Source organism: Synechococcus sp. WH 7805, from assembly GCF_000153285.1.
In the GTDB taxonomy this organism is placed as follows: Bacteria; Cyanobacteriota; Cyanobacteriia; order PCC-6307; family Cyanobiaceae; genus Synechococcus_C.
This window is the reverse complement of the sequence record NZ_CH724168.1, coordinates 2,060,602-2,078,040: the sequence shown is the minus strand read 5'-3', so window position 1 is coordinate 2,078,040 and position 17,439 is coordinate 2,060,602. Positions and strand designations below refer to the sequence as shown.

19 protein-coding genes are annotated in these 17,439 nt (G+C 61.3%); 10 read left to right on the top strand and 9 right to left on the bottom strand.

The features are described from left to right. Positions 1–23: 23 nt before the first annotated feature. Genes WH7805_RS10485 through WH7805_RS10465 form a run of 5 tightly spaced genes read left to right on the top strand, consistent with a single transcriptional unit; the run spans position 24 to position 4,329 of the window. Positions 24–230: a DUF751 family protein gene (locus tag WH7805_RS10485; protein WP_006043059.1), complete on the top strand. Its 207-nt coding sequence runs from the start codon at positions 24–26 to the stop codon at positions 228–230. A 1-nt stretch (position 231) separates the two neighbouring features. Beyond that, positions 232–654 (top strand): 30S ribosome-binding factor RbfA, encoded by a 423-nt coding sequence (gene rbfA / locus WH7805_RS10480; protein ID WP_006043058.1) that lies wholly within the window; start codon positions 232–234, stop codon positions 652–654. Then, positions 641–2,269 (top strand): glycoside hydrolase family 3 N-terminal domain-containing protein, encoded by a 1,629-nt coding sequence (locus WH7805_RS10475; RefSeq protein WP_006043057.1) that lies wholly within the window; start codon positions 641–643, stop codon positions 2,267–2,269. The genes rbfA and WH7805_RS10475 overlap by 14 nt, the downstream gene beginning before the upstream one ends. A gap of 36 nt (positions 2,270–2,305) precedes the next feature. After that, positions 2,306–3,514, top strand: a complete 1,209-nt coding sequence (locus WH7805_RS10470) for a glycosyltransferase family 2 protein (RefSeq protein ID WP_006043056.1) — start codon at positions 2,306–2,308, stop codon at positions 3,512–3,514. After that, complete coding sequence (locus WH7805_RS10465; protein WP_006043055.1) at positions 3,511–4,329, top strand: uroporphyrinogen-III synthase; 819 nt, start codon at positions 3,511–3,513, stop codon at positions 4,327–4,329. Before WH7805_RS10470 ends, WH7805_RS10465 begins: the two co-directional genes overlap by 4 nt. Here WH7805_RS10465 and WH7805_RS13580 read toward each other — a convergent pair. The 3 genes from WH7805_RS13580 to zds are packed head-to-tail and all read right to left on the bottom strand — an operon-like array spanning position 4,299 to position 6,781. After that, positions 4,299–4,838: a hypothetical protein gene (locus WH7805_RS13580; protein ID WP_006043054.1), complete on the bottom strand. Its 540-nt coding sequence runs from the start codon at positions 4,836–4,838 to the stop codon at positions 4,299–4,301. The two genes, WH7805_RS10465 and WH7805_RS13580, sit on opposite strands and share 31 nt — an antisense overlap. Positions 4,839–4,860: 22 nt before the next feature. Further along, entirely contained in the window at positions 4,861–5,310 is a 450-nt protein-coding gene (locus WH7805_RS10455; protein ID WP_006043053.1) for an SRPBCC family protein, read from the bottom strand. Positions 5,311–5,314: 4 nt separating this feature from the next. Continuing rightward, a complete protein-coding gene (gene zds, locus WH7805_RS10450) occupies positions 5,315–6,781 on the bottom strand; it encodes a 9,9'-di-cis-zeta-carotene desaturase (RefSeq protein WP_006043052.1) in 1,467 nt (488 codons plus the stop codon). Between the two features lie 70 nt (positions 6,782–6,851). Here zds and WH7805_RS10445 point away from each other — a divergent pair, with 70 nt between their 5' ends. From WH7805_RS10445 to WH7805_RS13910, 4 genes are all read left to right on the top strand, one after another. Further along, on the top strand, positions 6,852–7,244 hold the full coding sequence (locus tag WH7805_RS10445) for an iron-sulfur cluster assembly accessory protein (RefSeq protein WP_006043051.1): 393 nt from the start codon (positions 6,852–6,854) through the stop codon (positions 7,242–7,244). A 63-nt stretch (positions 7,245–7,307) separates the two neighbouring features. Beyond that, complete coding sequence (locus tag WH7805_RS10440) at positions 7,308–7,727, top strand: hypothetical protein (protein ID WP_006043050.1); 420 nt, start codon at positions 7,308–7,310, stop codon at positions 7,725–7,727. Between the two features lies 1 nt (position 7,728). Beyond that, complete coding sequence (locus tag WH7805_RS10435; RefSeq protein ID WP_006043049.1) at positions 7,729–8,925, top strand: lipid-A-disaccharide synthase-related protein; 1,197 nt, start codon at positions 7,729–7,731, stop codon at positions 8,923–8,925. A gap of 5 nt (positions 8,926–8,930) precedes the next feature. Continuing rightward, entirely contained in the window at positions 8,931–9,206 is a 276-nt protein-coding gene (locus tag WH7805_RS13910; RefSeq protein ID WP_071933708.1) for a hypothetical protein, read from the top strand. On the opposite strand, the gene WH7805_RS10430 is transcribed toward WH7805_RS13910, so the two are convergent. Both WH7805_RS10430 and WH7805_RS10425 read right to left on the bottom strand, forming a co-directional pair. After that, entirely contained in the window at positions 9,142–10,089 is a 948-nt protein-coding gene (locus tag WH7805_RS10430) for a TIGR01777 family oxidoreductase (RefSeq protein ID WP_006043047.1), read from the bottom strand. The genes WH7805_RS13910 and WH7805_RS10430 overlap by 65 nt on opposite strands. Before the next feature lie 32 nt (positions 10,090–10,121). Further along, a complete protein-coding gene (locus WH7805_RS10425) occupies positions 10,122–11,375 on the bottom strand; it encodes a cation:proton antiporter (RefSeq protein WP_006043046.1) in 1,254 nt (417 codons plus the stop codon). 58 nt (positions 11,376–11,433) lie between these two features. Between WH7805_RS10425 and WH7805_RS10420 the strand changes: the two genes are divergently transcribed. Continuing rightward, positions 11,434–11,691: an NAD(P)H-quinone oxidoreductase subunit O gene (locus WH7805_RS10420; RefSeq protein WP_006043045.1), complete on the top strand. Its 258-nt coding sequence runs from the start codon at positions 11,434–11,436 to the stop codon at positions 11,689–11,691. Here the strand turns inward: WH7805_RS10420 and WH7805_RS10415 are convergent. The 4 genes from WH7805_RS10415 to WH7805_RS10400 form a co-directional block, all read right to left on the bottom strand. Beyond that, a complete protein-coding gene (locus WH7805_RS10415) occupies positions 11,670–13,766 on the bottom strand; it encodes a glycosyltransferase family 39 protein (RefSeq protein ID WP_006043044.1) in 2,097 nt (698 codons plus the stop codon). The genes WH7805_RS10420 and WH7805_RS10415 overlap by 22 nt on opposite strands. Further along, positions 13,766–14,470 carry a J domain-containing protein gene (locus tag WH7805_RS10410; RefSeq protein ID WP_006043043.1) on the bottom strand — a complete coding sequence of 235 codons (705 nt, stop codon included), beginning with the start codon at positions 14,468–14,470 and terminating at the stop codon, positions 13,766–13,768. Before WH7805_RS10410 ends, WH7805_RS10415 begins: the two co-directional genes overlap by 1 nt. Beyond that, positions 14,463–15,413 (bottom strand): cysteine synthase A, encoded by a 951-nt coding sequence (gene cysK / locus WH7805_RS10405; protein ID WP_006043042.1) that lies wholly within the window; start codon positions 15,411–15,413, stop codon positions 14,463–14,465. The genes WH7805_RS10410 and cysK overlap by 8 nt, the downstream gene beginning before the upstream one ends. Before the next feature lie 195 nt (positions 15,414–15,608). Next, entirely contained in the window at positions 15,609–17,252 is a 1,644-nt protein-coding gene (locus WH7805_RS10400) for an iron uptake porin (protein ID WP_006043041.1), read from the bottom strand. Between the last annotated feature and the right edge of the window lie 187 nt (positions 17,253–17,439).

The window sequence follows — 17,439 nt, the reverse complement described above, 5'->3', positions numbered from 1 at the left end:
AGAAACGGATCAACGCCATCGCCATGCGCGAGTTCTTCGTCAATGTGACCCGCTATCCGCGATATCTGATCGCGTTCAGCCTTGGCGTGCTGAATTCCGTTGCGGAACCGCTGGCCCGCCGGCGCAGCAATCCCGTGACCGCTGTGGCACTGATCGGAGCCTTAATCAGTGGCTTCATCAGCCTCGGACTGGTGTTGCGTGCCATGGTGTCTTCAGCACCAATGAGCTGAGATGGCTCCTGGACGACGGGTAGAACGTGTCGCAGCTCTGATCCGCAAGGAGACGAGTGAACTGCTCATTCATGGCATCCGCGATGAACGGGTGCATCAGGGGCTGATCAGCATCACCGGGGTGGAGGTGAGCGGGGATCTGCAGCACTGCAAGATCTTCGTGAGTGTGCTGGCCGACCCTGAAGGCAAAGCCCAAGTGATGGACGGTCTGCAGGCAGCCAGTAGCTTCCTGCGCGGGGAGCTCGGTCGTCGTCTCAAGATGCGGCGTGCACCGGAAGTGGTCTTCCATCTCGACCGTGGCCTGGAGAAGGGAGCCTCCGTTCTGGGGCTGCTTGGGGACCTCGAGCGAGAACGCCAGGTGCGGGGGGAGATCCCGGCAGGCAGTGACGACGCTCATGAAATCCACGACGATGAACGCAGCTGAGCAGAGGCGGGCGGTGTCCCAGCTGCTGGTGGTGAGGGCCAGCGGTCATTCCAGCGATCACCAACGGCGATACCCCCGCTGGGAATTGAGCAACGGGGAGCTTGAACGCTTACTGGCAAACGGCGTCGGCGGCGTGATTCTCCTGGGAGGCACGGCCACAGAACTGCAGCAGCGCTGCCGAACGCTGCGCTCCTGGGCCGGTGATGAGGATCTGCTGCTCTGCGCCGACGTGGAGGAGGGGGTCGGTCAGCGCTTTGAGGGCGCCACCTGGCTGGTCCCACCGATGGCCTTGGGCCGTCTGCAGTCGAACGACCCGGCGAAGGCGAGGCTTCTTGCCGAACGCTACGGGCGCTGCACTGCTGACCAGGCCCGCCGATGCGGACTCAATTGGGTGCTGGCGCCGGTTTGCGATGTCAACAGCAACCCGGACAATCCAGTGATCAATGTGAGGGCTTGGGGCCAGGTTCCTGAAGCCACCGCTGCGCTGGCTGAAGCATTCCAGCGCGGCCTTCAGGCCGGAGGCGTTCTTGGTTGCGCCAAACATTTCCCTGGACACGGGGACACAGCCCAGGATTCCCATCTGGAGCTGCCGGTACTGAAGCATTCGCGGGAGCGGCTCGATCAAATCGAACTGAGGCCGTTCCGTCAGCTCATCGCTGCAGGGGTGGACAGCGTGATGACCGCGCATTTGATGATTCCATCCCTTGATGCCGATCGGCCCGCGACCCTGTCTCCCAGGGTGCTGACCGACCTGCTCAGAGATTCTCTTGATTTCCAAGGACTCATCGTCACCGATGCCCTGGTGATGGAAGCGATCACAGGCCTGGTGGGTCCTGGGGAGGCTGCAGTGCAGGCCTTCGAAGCCGGGGCGGACCTGATCCTGATGCCCGCCGATGCAGACAAGGCCATTGACGCTGTCTGCGCAGCTCTCGACAGCGGGCGCATCCCCTCCCTACGCCTTGAGCAGTCTCTGCAGAGACGTCGGGACGCTCTGCAACGCTGCAGCGGGGACCAAGCCAGGACCGAAGGCGCTTCAGCGCCTGAGGCGGGAGAAACCACAAACGAGCATCAGCTCGCCCTCGAGTTGGTGAGCACCACCCTCGAACGACAGGGAGCGACTCCGGTGCATCCACCCGCTGCTGGCGGTGTGACCCTGATCCGCGTGGATGGAGTGCTGGGCTGCCCATTCTTGCGCCCTGATGCTCCGGCCATCGTCTGGCCCGCCAGCCGCGGATTCAGGCCAATCATTTGCCATGACCTCGGGATCAGCCCCTGGCATGAACCTCCACAGGAAGACAATCCTTTGGCCCTGGATCGCCTGGATGACGGACCGGTTTTGCTGCAGCTGTTTCTGCGCGGCAACCCATTCCGCGCAGGCCGGGATCGTGATGATCCATGGCCTGCAGCCATCCGCCAGCTTCTGAAGCTGAACCGCCTGGCAGGGATGGCTGTGTATGGCTGCCCCTACCGATGGGAAAGCCTGCGAACGCTTCTGCCCGACACCATCCCCGCCGCCTACAGCCCTGGGCAGATGGCTGCTGCCCAGCAGATGCTGATGGTTCAGTTGCTTGGGGACGAGAACACGCTGGAGCTGGGGACCGAATTCACCGACTGAACGGCTCTAATCTCGGCGCCAGTGCGAGACGACATCATGCTCAGCCTCTCGATGATCGTCCGCGACGAAGCCGAGCGCATCGATGCCTGCCTGAACTCGGTGAAAGGAATCGTCGACGAGATGGTTCTGCTCGACACCGGCTCAACGGACAACACCGTGGCGCTGGCTGAAGCTGCCGGTGCCCGGGTGGAACGGATGGACTGGCCCGGGGACTTCGCACCAGCGAGAAACGCGGCACTCGAGCACGTGAAGGGGGACTGGGTGCTGGTGCTGGACGCCGATGAACGCCTGCGCGCAGAGGCCATCCCGGCGATTCGAGCACTGATGGCTCAACCGGATGTTCTGGTGATCAATCTGCTTCGCCACGAACTGGGAGCTGCCATGGCCCCGTATTCGAATGTGAGCCGGCTGTTCCGACGGGATCCTCGAATCCGCTGGAGTCGGCCTTATCACTCGATGATTGACGACAGCGTGACCGAGATCCTGCAGCAGGAACCGCATTGGCGGGTGGCGAACTGCGCGGAACCGGCGTTGCTGCACGACGGCTACCGCCCTGAGCTCCTGAACCAGAGTGACAAGGCCGAACGACTGCGTCGTTCGATGGAGCAGTGGTTGGAGGATCAGCCGGATGATCCCTATGCCTGCACCAAGCTCGGGGCACTGGAGGTGAGCAGTGGCAACCATGAGCGAGGTGTGAATCTCTTGCGCAAAGGGCTCGGGCAGCTTCCGGATGGAGCAGGAAGAACGGCTGAGCGCTATGAGTTGCTGCTCAATCTGGGGATCGCCTTGGCACCTGAGGATGCTGATGCAGCTGAGAGCTACTACAGGCAGGCGCTGGATCTGGCCTTGGATGTGCGTTTGAGCCTCGGTGCCCGGCTGAACCTGGCCGCCTTGCTGATGCAGGCCAATCAGCTGGATGAGGCGATTCAGCTCACCACCACAGCCTGCCAGCGTGCCCCTGAAGTAGCGCTGGCCTGGTACAACCTCGGCCTGATGGAACGACGCCGGGGCGACCTCGCTGCATCCCTGCGCGCCTACGAGCGTTCACTCGAGCTCAATCCCGATCACGCGGAAAGCCACCAGAACTTCGCCGTCGCGCGACTGATGGGTGGCGATATCGACGGTGCGCGCGCCAGCTTCCGCGCAGCGATCGACAAGCTCCGTCAACAGAACCGTGCCAAGGAGGCCGGGGCTCTTCAGGCCCAGGTGAGCGGGATTGTGAAATTGGACGGGAGCGCTCAATGACCACTGACGAGGCCTCTCCGCTGCAGGGACGCACCGTGGTGATGACCCGAGCGGTGGAGCAGCAGAGTGAAGGTCGCCGACTGCTGGAAGCACTCGGCGCCAAGGTTCTCGATTTGCCGGCTCTGGAGATCGGCCCTCCGGATCACTGGGGCGCCCTCGACGATGCTCTGGCTGAATGGGACACCTTTCACTGGCTGATCGTCTCCAGCGCGAACGGAGTGGAAGCTGTGGAAGATCGGCTGCAGAAGCAGGGGCGGACCCTGGCCCATCGACCGGCCAGCCTCAAAATTGCAGCGGTGGGACGCAAGACCGCCAGACGCCTGGAGGAGCTGGGCTCAGAGGCGGATTTCGTGCCCCCCGAGTTTGTCGCCGACAGCCTGATCGAACACTTCCCGGTGTCTGGCTGGGGACTGCGCATCCTGCTGCCACGGGTCCAGAGCGGCGGCCGCACCGTTCTGGCGGAAGCTTTCGGTGAAGCCGGCGCGCGGGTTGTGGAGGTGCCGGCTTACGAGTCCCGCTGTCCGGAGGCGATCCCAGCAGCAACGCTGGATGCCTTGCGAGCCGGGTCAGTGGATGCGATCTGTTTCACCAGCGGCAAAACGGTGCTGCACACCACACATCTGCTGGCACAGAGCATGGGGGAGGAGGAGGCGACAACCCAGCTCCAACGGGCTGCCGTGGTGTCGATCGGTCCGCAGACCAGTGAACGGTGCCGCAAGCTGCTGGGCCGTGTGGACCAGGAAGCCCATCCCCATGATCTCGAGGGCCTGGTGATGGCTTGTGTTCAGGCAATGCAAAACGGAGATTCTGTTTGACCGGCCACCGAAACAGTGAGGCAGCCGCGGCGCAGGTCGATGGCCTGCACCACCCATCCCACGGGGAGTAAAGCGCTCGAGTCGCCAGGGCAACGACCTCTCTCGCCGACACAGACCGGTCCGGATCCTTCCGCTGTGGTCACCAGCGCACGACGCTGACCACCGACCGCGAGCACCCCTTGAACCTGGAGCACAAGGCCCGGCTGTTGATCAGCATCGGATGCACTGGGCGCAGGAGCCGTTATTGAACCAGCAGAAGCCACAGGAGCGAAGGGATCAGGGCGGCCATCGGGAACCGCGCTGAGCACCTGCTCAAGACTGGGCAGGGGCACAAACGAGGAGGACGGGGCAAGCCGCTCAGGAGAAGTCTCGGAGGGTTCAGAGGCAAAGTCCTCAACCTCAGGCGGCTTTAACCCAGGCGCAGCGTTCTGAGTTGAGTCACTGCCGCAAGCGCTGATCAGGATCCAGAGCAGTCCGGCCAAACTGACCCCTCGCACGAGAGCGCGCAAGAAGACCCATCTGGCACTCTGTTCACACCCCGGATGCCTGTTCACGCTCAACCAAATCCCGGAAACGATCAAGATTTGCCTGAAGCTCCTTGGTAACAATCCCACCCAGGATGCTGGGTTCCATCAGTGGTGCCAAGACCCCGGGAAGCTCGTAGGTGACTGTGAGCTTCACAGCGGTGCGCTCCGGCTGCTCAACGTAAAAACGAACAGCGCCTTTGGTCGGCAGGCCACCGACGGATTCCCAGTGCAGTTGCTGAGCTTCAACGCGCTGGGTGATGCGTGCCTTCCAGTGGAAGCGAAACCCTTGGGCGGCAAGCGTCCAGTCGGTGAGTTCAGGATCATCAAGGGTTTTCACCGATTCAATCCAACGCATCCACTTAGGCATGGCCTCGAGATCGCTCCAGACAGCCCACACCCGGTCCACGGGAGCGTTGACCTCGGTGGTCACAGAATGTTCAAGCCAGCGTCCCATGGGTTCAGGCGACTGCAGTGTTTGTGGCCAGCCGGGCCGGCTTCCTGAGGATGGCAGCGGCAGCGAGATGTCCGCTCATCGTGGCTCCCTCCATGGAATCGATGTAGTCCTGACGGGTGTAGCTGCCGGCCAAAAAGAAGTTGCTTACCGGAGTGCTCTGGTCAGGTCTGTAAGGCTCCATGCCAGGAGCTTCGCGGTAGAGCGACTGAGCGAGTTTCACCACGTTGCTCCAGGTGAGCTTGAGGTTCCGCGCTGATGGAAACAGGTTTCTGACCTGCTGGTCGGTATGAGCAACGATCTCATCCACGGACTTGGGGATCCAAGGATCACCGGGGGTCAGAACGCATTGCAATAGGGATCCCATCCCCTCCTTGCGGTAGTCCTCAGGGCTCGCCAACGCCAGATCGGCGAAACAACTGAAATCAGCATCGGCTGTGTAGAGGAGATTGTTGAGCCCAGCAGGCTGGGACACATCCCGGCGACGCTCTTCGTGGGACTCTCCAAGCTCAGTGACCCAGCCGTCATAGCGCAATTGCACCGTGGCGACTGGAACGGCCTCGAGCTTGTGGATCGCCTCGAATTGGGGAAAGCGCCGCCAAGCCTCAGGCAGCAAGCGCTGAATACCTGGCACATCACAGGCAGCCAAGTAGGCATCGGCCTCGATCCGCACATCACCCTCAGGGGTCCCAAGCTGCAGGCTGGTGACCTCCGGGAGATCCCCTTCCGTGAAATGCACCTGCTTCACTCGGTGGCGCAAATGCAGCTTGCCGCCGCGCTCCTGGATGTAGTCAAGGATCGGACCGGTGAGCCAACGGTGAGGAGAGCCTTTGAGCAGGTTCAGCTTGGAGGCTTCTGTCTTGGCGGCGAACATCATGAAGATGGTGAGCATGCAACGAGCAGAGATGGCCTCACAGTCGATGAAACCGAGGGCATAGGCGATGGGGTTCCACATGCGACGGATGCTTTCCGGACTGCCGCCATGCCCGACAAACCAGTCTTGGAAGCTCATGGAATCCAAGGCGCGGATCGTGCGCATCGCCCCTTCGTAATCGACAAGGCCACGCACGATTGGGCTGGTTCCCAGGGCGAGGGCATTTCGGAGCTTGTCGATCCAACTCAGCTGTGGGGTCGTGAAGAAGGCCTTGAGGCCGTTGAAGGGTGCACCGATCGGAAAGCGAAAATCCAGCTCCCGCAGATCTCCACCCTGATTCACAAACAGATGGGTGTGCTGCTTCGGCAGCAGATTCTCGAAGGCACCCACCTTGCGCATCAGCGCAAAGAGATTGGCGTAGTTGAAGAAGAACACATGCAACCCCATCTCAATGTGGTTGCCGCCGTCATCCACCCAGCTGCCTACCTTGCCGCCCATGAACGGACGAGCCTCATAGAGATTGACCTCATGACCGGCATCGACCAGATCCACAGCAGCGGAGAGGCCGGCGAGACCTGAACCGACGATCGCGACCCGCACATGATCTGCACAACTGAAGCGACTCTATGTATGAGCCTCCATAGAGTGAGGGAACCAGCCTGTGTTTCCCATGACCTCCACCCCAAGCACTGCGCCGGCGCACACCGCGAAAGACGGCAAGGGGATCCTGATCACTGAACCGGCCATGAAGCAGTTGGCCAAGCTCTGCGGCGAACAGGGTGACAACCAGGTGCTGCGGGTGGGCGTGCGATCCGGCGGATGCAGTGGCATGAGCTACACGATGGATTTCGTGCCGGCTTCAGACACCCAGAGCGATGACGAAAGCTATGAGTACGCGGCCTCTGATGGCCAGAGCTTCCGAGTGATTTGCGACCCGAAAAGCCTGCTTTATATCTACGGAATGCAGCTCGACTTCAGCACAGCGCTGATCGGTGGCGGCTTCAATTTCACCAACCCCAATGCCACGCAGACCTGTGGCTGCGGCAGCTCCTTTGCCGTCTGAACAGAACCCTTTCCATGGCCCGCTATGGGAATCTGAATGGATTGCTGTCTCGGTTGATCATCCATGGATGCCACTCAGGACTCCCTGTTCCAGCAGGCGATGGCCCGCTACCAGGACGGAGTGCCTGCTGAAGATCTTCTTGGAGATTTCGAGACGATCACCGCCGCAGCGCCAAGACAATCGGCTGGCTGGACCTGCCTGACCTGGCTTCAGCTGCTGTGTGATCAGCCAGACGACGCCCTGCGATCGGGACGGATGGCGATCAAGCTCAATCCCCAGGACCCGCAGGCGCGCATCAACCTCTGCCTGGCCATGCTTGAGACCAAAGCCAAAGGTGTCCGCGACCACATCGAAGTGGTTCAGCAGGTTCTGGCTGTGGCGCCCGAGGTGGCTGGTGATCTGCGCGAATCGATCGATGATGGACTTCGGCGACGCCCGGAGTGGCCTGCCCTCTTGAAAGTGAAGGCGTGGCTGGAGCTCTGAGGTGAGCCGCCTGCTCCTGCTGAGCAACGGTCACGGCGAAGATCTGTCTGGATCACTGCTGGCCAAGGCACTGGCAAACCGGGGGCACACCGTGGAGGCCCTGCCCCTGGTGGGACGTGGTCAGCCCTACCGGGATGCTGGCATTGCCCTGATCGGCGGCACGCAGGAATTCAGTACAGGAGGCCTGGGTTACACCAGCCTGCGAGGGCGACTGACCGAACTCATTCAAGGGCAGGTGGTTTATCTGCTGCGGAGGTTGATGCGGCTGCTGCGCATCGGCCATCGCTACGACCTCGTGGTCGTGGTCGGCGATGTGATTCCTGTGATGGCAGCCTGGCTGTGCCGGCGCCCCGTGGCCACTTATCTCGTGGCTTACTCCAGCCATTACGAGGGCCGCCTGCGTTTGCCGTGGCCATGTGCCTCCTGTCTGAAGAGCCGACGCTTCCGTGCCGTCTTCAGCAGGGATCAGTGCACAGCCGATGATCTCAGTGATCAGCTGAGACGGGTGGTGCACTTTCTCGGCAATCCCTTCATGGACCCGGTGCTGGCCGATACCAGGAGACTGCCAGCAGCGAGACGGCGGATCGGCCTCCTGCCGGGGAGCCGCCGACCGGAGCTTGAGCAGAACCTTCATCTGCTTCTGCAGATGATCGAGCATTTGCCCAAAGAGCTCTTCAGGGGGGAAGCGCTTGAGCTTGATCTGGCTCTCGTGGCCACCCTCGAAGACCCATCCCTTCGCGCGCTGGTGCAACCGTGGGGTTGGGATCTGTCCGACGCGGTCGACGGTTCAGGGTTGCAGCTCCAGCGGGGGCACTGCAGCATCCATGTGCGACGCGGCCGATTCGCAGCCGTCTTGCACAGCTCGGATCTGTTGGTGTGCATGGCAGGAACTGCTGCAGAACAGGCGGTGGGACTGGCACGCCCCGTCCTGCAGCTCGCTGGCCAAGGCCCACAGTTCACCGCGGGATTTGCCGAAGCGCAGCGACGCCTGCTCGGCCCCACGGTGTTCTGTGCACCGGGCGAACCTGGGAAAACAGCCACCCTGGAAGCCTCGGCGAGGCTGGCCATCGATCTGCTCGAAAGGAGCCGCCTTGACCAGGATCTGCAGCGGCAATGTCAACACCAAGCCCTACAACGGCTTGGTTCTGCCGGAGGAGGCGCCAGGATGGCCCAAGCCATTTCCGACTTGGTGCAATAACCGTCATGACCCCACCATTGCAAGAGCCCATCTGGAAGCGGTGGTTGGACCGCGTGTTGGTCCTTGACGTGTTCCTGGTTCTGGGTGGTGCGGGCTGGTTCGCCTTGGCGATTCTGGGGAGCAGTCAAGGGGTTGAAGCCCCCATGCGTCAGTTTCAACGCCTCTGGGAGCCCCTGTTCACCCCAGCGATCGGTCTGTTGATCGCCTCCGCCCTTGTCAACGGCTGCTGGAGCTGGTGGCAGCGGCGAGTGCAGCGTCAAGCGTCGGACAACGGAAACTGAACGCAAGCTCCTCCAACCGGTTGGAGCACACTCGCTGGCCATCCAACACCACTTGAGCGCCATCGCCGAGCAGCAGCTGAAGAACGGGACCGGGGACCGGCAACAAACTGGGACGATCTAAGCAGCGTCCGAGCCCAGAAGCGAAGTCAGCCATCGAAACCGGCTCAGGTGCGACGGCATTGATCGCTCCAGACCAGGAAGGCTGCTCTAAAGCACTCTGGATCATGCGACAGAGATCGTTGCGCTCGATCCAGCTCATCCATTGCTGACCCGACCCGATCGGTCCTCCGAATCCAGTCCGGAAGACTGGAAGCATCTTCGCGAGGGCACCGCCGTCGCAAGACAGCACAATGCCGATGCGCAACACAACCAGTCGAGTGGCGTCCGGCTTCGCCGCGGCCATTTTTTCCCAGCGCTGGCAGAGACTCGCCAGAAAATCGGAACCGGGAGCACTGCTCTCCTCGAACCGGGCATTCGCACTGGTGCCGAAATAACCAACCGCCGATGCGTTCACGAGAACGGAGGGAGGTGTGTCGAGCGCAGCCATCGCTTCAACGAGACAACGAGTGGTCTCCAGTCGGCTGGATTCGAGTAGGCGCAGATGCTGGGGAGTCCAGCGCTGTTCTGCGATCGGCTCACCAGCCAGATTCACCACCCCATCACAGGCTGCAAGAGCCTGGGTCAGCGCTGCTGAGGAAGCCCAGCTGGAGGGTGCGGATGGGTCGGCCTGAATCCAGTGCAGCTGGGGGGCGATTCCATCGGGCAGACCAACCGCGGAGGCTGATCGTCGACTCACAACAGTGAGTTGATGGCCAGCTTCATGCAGGAGAGGGATCAGCCCACGCCCGACCAAGCCTGTGCATCCGATCAGCAGGAGACGCATGGGAGGTGAGCGCGAAGAAACGGTGCTCGACGTTAGGCAGCCGATGACGGATCAGCGCCTGGATCCGGAAGGGTGAGATTCATGCGCCGGGCAAGGGGCACCAGAGCGAAGCCCTGAATGAACAGGCCGTAGAGCACCACCGCCAAAGCCAGGGGAGGCATCAACACGCCCCAGCTCACCCCCGAAGACCAGGCATTGATGGCCAAGGCGATCGGCACGGCCCCGCGAAGACCAGCCCAGCAGACGAAAATGCGCTCACCAGGACTGAAGGGAGTTCGCCACAACAAAAGGTGCACCATCACCAGCCTCACAAGCTGCATCACCAGAAAAAGCAGAAGGGCCATCCCCGCCGCATACACCACATCCTGGGGAGCGACGACCAGTCCCATGCAAAGGAACAGGAGCAGCTCAGCCATTTTGGCGTAGCTCGAATGCGCTTTCTCCAGAACCGCCTGATCCAGACTGTCGCTATTGCCCAGCACCAGCCCTGCCACGTAAGCCGCCAACAGCGGGCTGCCTCCCAGCAGAGACGTGCCACCGCTGAGCACCATCAGGAGCGCCAGGCTCACCACAGGCAGCATCGAGGCCTGGTTCAGGCCCATGCGGGTGCCGAGGAGCTGAACGGTGAGGCTTCCACCCAGGAAGCCAATCAGGATTCCGAGCAGAAACTGACGCACCAGATCGGTCACCAGCACACCAGCACCGACGCCCTCTCCGCCCACTAGTGCGAGGGCAAGACCGGCCAGCACCACGGCCATCGGGTCATTGAAGCCCGATTCGCATTCGATCAGATCCATCAGCGGCTGTGGCAGTCGCCCCTGCAGGGGTCTCAGGAGTGCCAGCACCGCCGACGCATCCGTGCTGGCCACCATGGCGCCGATAAAAAGATTGCGCGGCACAATCTGCGTGAGGGCTGCTCCGCCTCGGGCCAGATCAAAGCCGATCCCCACGGCGGTGATCAACGCGGCCGTGATCAACACACCAATGGTGGCCAGGCGCGCAGCTGGCCGAATCACCCCTCGAACTTCTGACCAATTGGTCGTCAATCCCCCGAAGAAGAGGACGAGAACCAGCGATGACTGGGTGATCTGCTGAGCATGGTCCAGGCTCAGCAGCGTCAGCTCGCGAGTGCTGGATACATCCACCTGGTTGTTGATCAGCAGACCGAGCAGAAGCACCATGAGGATTCCCGGCACCCGCACCCGCGCCGCCAGATCATCCAGAAGCACCGACACGAGCAGGAGACCACCGAAGGCCACCAGATAAGTCGAAAGGCCGTTATCCAAATGGAAGGCAGGCGTTGCGTGTAAGGGTTCTAGCCTGACGAATAGAGACCGACCCGTGATGGCCGAGACACCGTCGAGCCCAGCTCCAGCCACGAAAGCCCCTCCAGCACTGAAGAAAGGTGCTCTGGTGCGCGTGAACAAGTCGGCTTATGAGGGCAGCACGGAAGCCGGTGCCAGTGATCCCCATCCACCGGCCTACATCTTCGAAGGGCCCGGAGAACTGCTCGTAGTGAAAGGAACCTACGGCCAGGTGCGTTGGCGCAGACCCGTCCCCGACGTGTGGCTGCGGATGGATCAGCTCGAAGCGTTCTCCTGAGTTTCGAGCGATTCCTCAACCAGACGAATGGCCTCGGGAAGGATTTCAACAGCCTCCGGAATCCGCCAGATTGCGCCTGACAGCACCGAAGCTGCAGCATCCAATCCCCTCAGAACGGGCTGGTTGCCATGCTGTTCACCAGCGGCCGCCGCTACAGCGGCGGCCTTGCCTGGGTCCCACCCAGCCAGCAGCACCACCGCTCGAAAAGCGCTTGGCCAAGCGTTGTTTGGAAGTCGCTGTTCCAATCCCGCAAACTGTCTGGATGCCTCCAGCGGGCGGTTGGCCAGCACGGCCAACAACGCCAGTGTCCACCTGGCCTGACGATCCTCAGGATCAGCCTTGAGCCGGGTGAGGGCCGCCTCGCGCGTCGGACCCCTGTAAAGGAAATGGCCATCGAGCATATGTTCGATCGCCACGCTGCTGAAGATCGGCTCCAGTCCAGAAGGACCCTTCTCAAGCGCTGAGGCCAACGCGGGGAAGCGCTGATCGAACCCTGGCAAGGCAGGGACATCAGCACGCCGACTCCACAGGGAATAGCTGCCCCCTCCTGGACGGGGGAAGGTCTCTACACGCTCGAAGACCCCGGCCTCCCGAACGGCGCGATCAAGCCTGCGGGCCGCCTTGCGCACGGATCCCTGATCCCCCTCCGCCAGCAGCACCAGCTCGGCATGATCCAGCACCGGCTGCACGTGATCGAGGCTGCCACCAAGCTGACGCCCGACCAGCTGGCCTCCATTCCGGCGCCCGTAGTAGCTGACGTTGTGCTGATTCAGATCAGGGGTGCTCGGCACCACGATCAGGGTGCCGGGCGCAGCGCCTGGCACTCCGCCTCCGGCACGCTGCACGATCGATTCCAATGGGCCTTGATAACGGTTCTGCAACCGTGCCGACTGCTGCATCCAGCCGTGGGTAGCAGCGGCCAGTCCTCCTGCGGCCAGGGCTAAACCCGGCAACCAGCGCGCGTGCACAGGCCAGCGACGCCGGATCCAGAGCCCCCACTGCAACCAGCCCCGGCTCAACAACAACAGCAGAAGTGGCAGCAACGGAGCGATGTAGCGGGAATCCTTATTTGGGCTCAGGTTGGTGAACAGCCAGCCCAGCACCAACATCCCCACCAACCAGACCCAGCCTTGGCGACGGTCGGCCCCATCCCGGGGCGGCGCCACCAGACCGCACAGCCATTGCTGAAGCAAGAGCACCAAACCTGATAAACCGACCAGCAGCAACACCCAGCCAACCTGATCCGGCAGCAGCCGGGGGTACCAGAGCCAACCGACCAGGGTCAACACGCCGGGATCACCCTCGAGGGCCGCCGACTCGATCACGGCGCGGTTGGTCCCTCCAAGGGTGGTGATCCAGTTGTGGCGCAGCCAGGGCAGGAGACTGAGGGCCACCAAAGTCAGGCCCACCGCCAGCTGCGCCTGGCGACGGACACCTGAACGCAGGGCAACCACCACAGCCCAGGCGCAGGCAGGAATCAGTACGAGCAGGGCACTCTGTTTCACGAGCAAGGCCGCTGACACCGCCAGAGCAGCGGCGAAGGCCTGCCACCAGGAGGACTGCCGATGGGGTTCGAGCCAACACCCCAGACGCCACAACGCCAGGGTCACGCATGCGGTAAGGGGTAATTCCAGCAGGTAGTCGGTGCGCAACTCCAGGAGCATTGGCGCCAGTGAGACGACGGCAGCAGCCAGCAGCGCGAATGGCCGGGCCAGACGCTGCGGAGAACGAAGATTCAACGCCCAACCGGCCGTGGCCAAAAGAAGCAGTCCATTCCAAAAACTGAGACTCCAGGCAGCCTGCGCCGGTGCATCGCCACTGACCGCGATCACAGCACCGTTGATCAAAGAGCCGAGAGGCGGAATTTTCGGAGAGAGGTCGAGCAGAGCCTGCCATCCTTGCCAGCCACCTCCCGGGAGCAGACCAAGCGCCCGACCATGATCCAGAGCACTGTTGAGATAGTCCGCCTGATCCCAGGCGGGCAAGCCACCGTGGCGCGTCCACCACAGCCGATCCGCAGCCGTGGCCAGCACCCAGATCAACAGCAGCAGCGCCCGAAACGCTCCCGCTGCCATCAGCTGATCTCCAGCCTTCGACGTTCGTCTTGGAGACGCTTGCGACGTTGCTTGGCTTCGCGCATCATCTCGCGTCCATCGTGGAGATAACTGTCCACGTAGCCCATCGTGTAGCGCTCAAGCTCCGCCACCGCATCCTCCACCTGAGACAGACAGTGATAAACACTCAGGCCGAAACCACGAGCCGAAGCAGGGGTTGGGATGGATTGAAACAGAGTTTTGACCTTATCGAGCCGGCTCCTGCTCTGTTCGAGATAAGCGCAGAACGCCTCCATCAGGGCATCGTCGTAGGGATCAGCGGATAAGGCGCGGAGTTCGGCCGCGAAGGGATTGATCACCTGGCCGAGCAAGCGGTCAATCGGGGCATAGACCTTCTTCAACCACGTGGCCAGATCCTGATCAGCATGACTGGAACGACCGCTGGCCCGCTTTGCCGCCTGACTGGCACGGGCATTGCGAGCCCCACGCGCCCGTGCCTCATCCCTTGCCGCTACCGCAGACCCGCTGCTCCTGTCGAAGACTCGGCGACTTTCGGGATCCCCAAGTTGTTCCCAGGCGGCATTCAGCGCCAGAATCCGCTCCTCGGTTCCACCCGCATCGGGGTGGTGCTGCTTCACCAAGCGCCTGTAGGCGGCCTTGAGTTCAGCCTGGGTCGCCGAGGGACACACCTCGAGCACGGCATAGGGATCCAGACCGTCAGGCATCAGGATCACCTGCTGCGCTGAACATCGGTGTGGAAAGGTAGCGCTCACCAAAGCTGGCCAGGATCACCACAATGCGCCGTCCCTCCATAACCGGACGCTGCCCGATCTGAAGAGCAGCAGCGACGACGGCACCGCTGCTAACGCCGCAAAGCAGCCCCTCTTCACGAGCGAGACGCCGACCAACCTCCATGGCTTCATCGTCGCTCACCGCGATGACCTCATCGATCAGATCCATATCCAAGACAGGAGGAATGAATCCAGCGCCGATTCCCTGAAGACGATGCGGTCCGGCGACGCCGCCGCCCAGCACCGGACTGGCGGCCGGCTCCACGGCGACCACCCGAAGCTTTGGGAGTCGACTCTTGAGGACCCGGGCACAACCGGTGATGGTGCCCCCGGTGCCGACCCCGGCCACGAGTCCATCCAAGGCACCATCTGTATCCGCCCAGATCTCCTCCGCCGTTGATGCAGCATGCACCGCAGGATTAGCGGGATTGTCGAACTGCTGAAGCAGATAGGCCCCGGGGATCTCCTGCACGAGTTCCCGGGCCCGTTCGATCGCCCCTTGCATGCCCTGCTCACCAGGTGTGAGCTGAAGCTCAGCGCCATAGGCTCTGAGCATCGCCCTACGTTCGGTGCTCATGGTGTCGGGCATCGTGAGGATCAACCGGTATCCGCGAGCCGCGGCCACCATCGCCAAGGCAATTCCGGTGTTGCCACTAGTGGGTTCCACCAGAACGGTCCGCTCCGCTGCAATCGTGCCGTCGTTCTCTGCGGCTTCCACCATGGCGCCGGCAATCCGATCCTTCACCGACGCCGTGGGATTGAAACTCTCCAACTTGGCCACGATGTCGGCCGTGCATCCCCAGGCCTGAGGCAGGCGGTTGAGCCGAACCATTGGAGTTCTCCCCACCAGGGTTGTGATGTTTGGGGCAATCGCCATACGAATCCGTCGGTTCGGGCTCCGTTACACCCATCCAATCATCAGAAGACAGAAGAAGCGATCGGTTTGATCATTGATAACAAAAAACCCCCTCGCAATGAGGGGGTTGAAGTGTGTGTAAAGAGTTAAATATGCGAGCGAAAGATTTCCAAGGAGTTCGATTGAACGAACTCCAGGGATGGCTCTTATGCCAGATCAGAACTTGAAGGTGGTTTGAATCAGGCCGCCAAACACGTTGAACTGACCGTCATAACCAGTGCCATCAACCTTAAGGTTCCGGGTGTTCTGGCCCATCGGGCGAGACAGGTAGAACAGAGCAGGGGTAACAGCGATGTTGTCAGTCACCTGGAAGTTGTAGTACAACTCGAAGGCATAGTTGCCATCAGAAGGTGTATCACTTCCTTTGAGGGCTGTGGCGAAGGTGGGCTGACCAAAGGCGAAACCGAGATCATTTCCTTTCAGGAAGACATCGGCCCAACGCAAGCCCGTGAACCAACTTTGGGATGTGGTGTAGGTACCATCCAGAATGTTGTCGCCGGAGATGTTATTGAGCGCCCAACCGACGGAAATCGAAGGGATAAAACCAGGATTTTCCGGCTGCCAGTAGGCATTCAACGCGTAGCTGTTGGATGAACGGGAATCATCACCAGGCTGGCAATTCAGGTTGAAATTACCGTTCTGAACAAACGAAGTGGAGCGACGGAAGGCTGAACGGCACTGACCATAGCGGTAAGCGAAGGCAGCTCCGTATTGACCATTGCCCCAACCCAGCTGAGCCAGGAGATTGGCACGGGAGTTGTCAGTCGCGAATCCACCCGTGGAGGAATCCGAGTTGTTCCCTTCACCATCATCAGCAACGTAGTTAACGCTGACACTGAAGGCAGGATCGCCTTTGTCGACCTTCTGCTTCCAATAAGCAGCAAGCAGCTGACCAGTTTCTTTGTTGTAGACACCTGGTACACCGGCAACAGCAAAGTAATCAAGGATCTTTGCGCCACCCTTGTTGTACTTCGAAGGCCACATCGCCAGAGACTCTGTATTACGAGCCAGCGCACCAACGATGAACGTGAACTCTTCGCCTACGGGGAACTTGTAATACAGACGGTCAATCGTGACGCTGTTTTCTGTGCTGCTAGCGATATCGAGGGCAGTCAGGTTGACACCATCACCACCGAAAGCATTGTTATCAAAGTTGCCAGTACGCAGACGGGTGAACAGCTTGTCCTTACCCGTGAAGCTGGTGTTCAGAGACAGACGCTGGTCGTAGTTGAAGGTGAAAGCACCGTATTCCCTGTTGTAGGCATCGGCACCACCGAGGCCTGCACGGCTGAATGATTCTCCAGCAACGCTGTCACCACCTGCGATCACACCACCAGTCACGAAGGTGGTCTGACCCTTCAGCTTGGTGGTGGTGGAGAACTGAGTCGCTTCCAGTTCACCCACGCGGGCTTCAAGACCGTCCACACGGCCCTTGAGGATGGCGAGTTCCTTTTCGAACTCCTTCATCAGGCGCTTCAGCTCGTCGGTCACTTCAGTGACGCGGTCGAGACAGGCATTCAGCAGGGCAGCCGCTTCAAAGCGGGTCATGGCCCGGTTGCCACGGTACGTGCCGTTGGGGTAGCCAGCCACGCAGCCGTAGCGCTCGATCAGATTGCTCAGTGCCTGATATGCCCAGTCGGTGGGGTACACATCGGAAAACTGAGTGATGCTGGTGACCTGCTCACCGGAAGCGGCGTAATCAGACACACCGTCGATGTTGAGCTCAGTGGCATTGACAGCCATTGGAGCCAGCAGGCCCAGGGCGGCAGGAGCCACCAAAAGGCGTTGGAACAAATTCATAAAAACCTCACACCAAAAAAGAGGATTTACGCGGAATACGCGCAGGCCGCAAACTACTCGCAATTCACTTTCAGCAGCGTTAAGAACTGATCAAGACCTGTTGATCTTTCATGCAAAAGCCCCCCGCGACAGCGGAGGGCTTGAAAGGTGAGGAGTGAAGCCCCGAAACGGGGCTCATGGGCATCTT

Coding starts and splice junctions, on each gene's coding strand:
- WH7805_RS10485 (WP_006043059.1), top strand. CDS start 24: ATGCGCGAGTTCTTCGTCAATGTGACCCGCTATCCGCGATATCTGATC.
- rbfA (WP_006043058.1), top strand. CDS start 232: ATGGCTCCTGGACGACGGGTAGAACGTGTCGCAGCTCTGATCCGCAAG.
- WH7805_RS10475 (WP_006043057.1), top strand. CDS start 641: ATGAACGCAGCTGAGCAGAGGCGGGCGGTGTCCCAGCTGCTGGTGGTG.
- WH7805_RS10470 (WP_006043056.1), top strand. CDS start 2,306: ATGCTCAGCCTCTCGATGATCGTCCGCGACGAAGCCGAGCGCATCGAT.
- WH7805_RS10465 (WP_006043055.1), top strand. CDS start 3,511: ATGACCACTGACGAGGCCTCTCCGCTGCAGGGACGCACCGTGGTGATG.
- WH7805_RS10455 (WP_006043053.1), bottom strand. CDS start 5,310: ATGGGACGCTGGCTTGAACATTCTGTGACCACCGAGGTCAACGCTCCC.
- WH7805_RS10445 (WP_006043051.1), top strand. CDS start 6,852: ATGACCTCCACCCCAAGCACTGCGCCGGCGCACACCGCGAAAGACGGC.
- WH7805_RS10440 (WP_006043050.1), top strand. CDS start 7,308: ATGGATGCCACTCAGGACTCCCTGTTCCAGCAGGCGATGGCCCGCTAC.
- WH7805_RS13910 (WP_071933708.1), top strand. CDS start 8,931: ATGACCCCACCATTGCAAGAGCCCATCTGGAAGCGGTGGTTGGACCGC.
- WH7805_RS10430 (WP_006043047.1), bottom strand. CDS start 10,089: ATGCGTCTCCTGCTGATCGGATGCACAGGCTTGGTCGGGCGTGGGCTG.
- WH7805_RS10420 (WP_006043045.1), top strand. CDS start 11,434: ATGGCCGAGACACCGTCGAGCCCAGCTCCAGCCACGAAAGCCCCTCCA.
- WH7805_RS10415 (WP_006043044.1), bottom strand. CDS start 13,766: ATGGCAGCGGGAGCGTTTCGGGCGCTGCTGCTGTTGATCTGGGTGCTG.
- WH7805_RS10410 (WP_006043043.1), bottom strand. CDS start 14,470: ATGCCTGACGGTCTGGATCCCTATGCCGTGCTCGAGGTGTGTCCCTCG.
- cysK (WP_006043042.1), bottom strand. CDS start 15,413: ATGGCGATTGCCCCAAACATCACAACCCTGGTGGGGAGAACTCCAATG.
- WH7805_RS10400 (WP_006043041.1), bottom strand. CDS start 17,252: ATGAATTTGTTCCAACGCCTTTTGGTGGCTCCTGCCGCCCTGGGCCTG.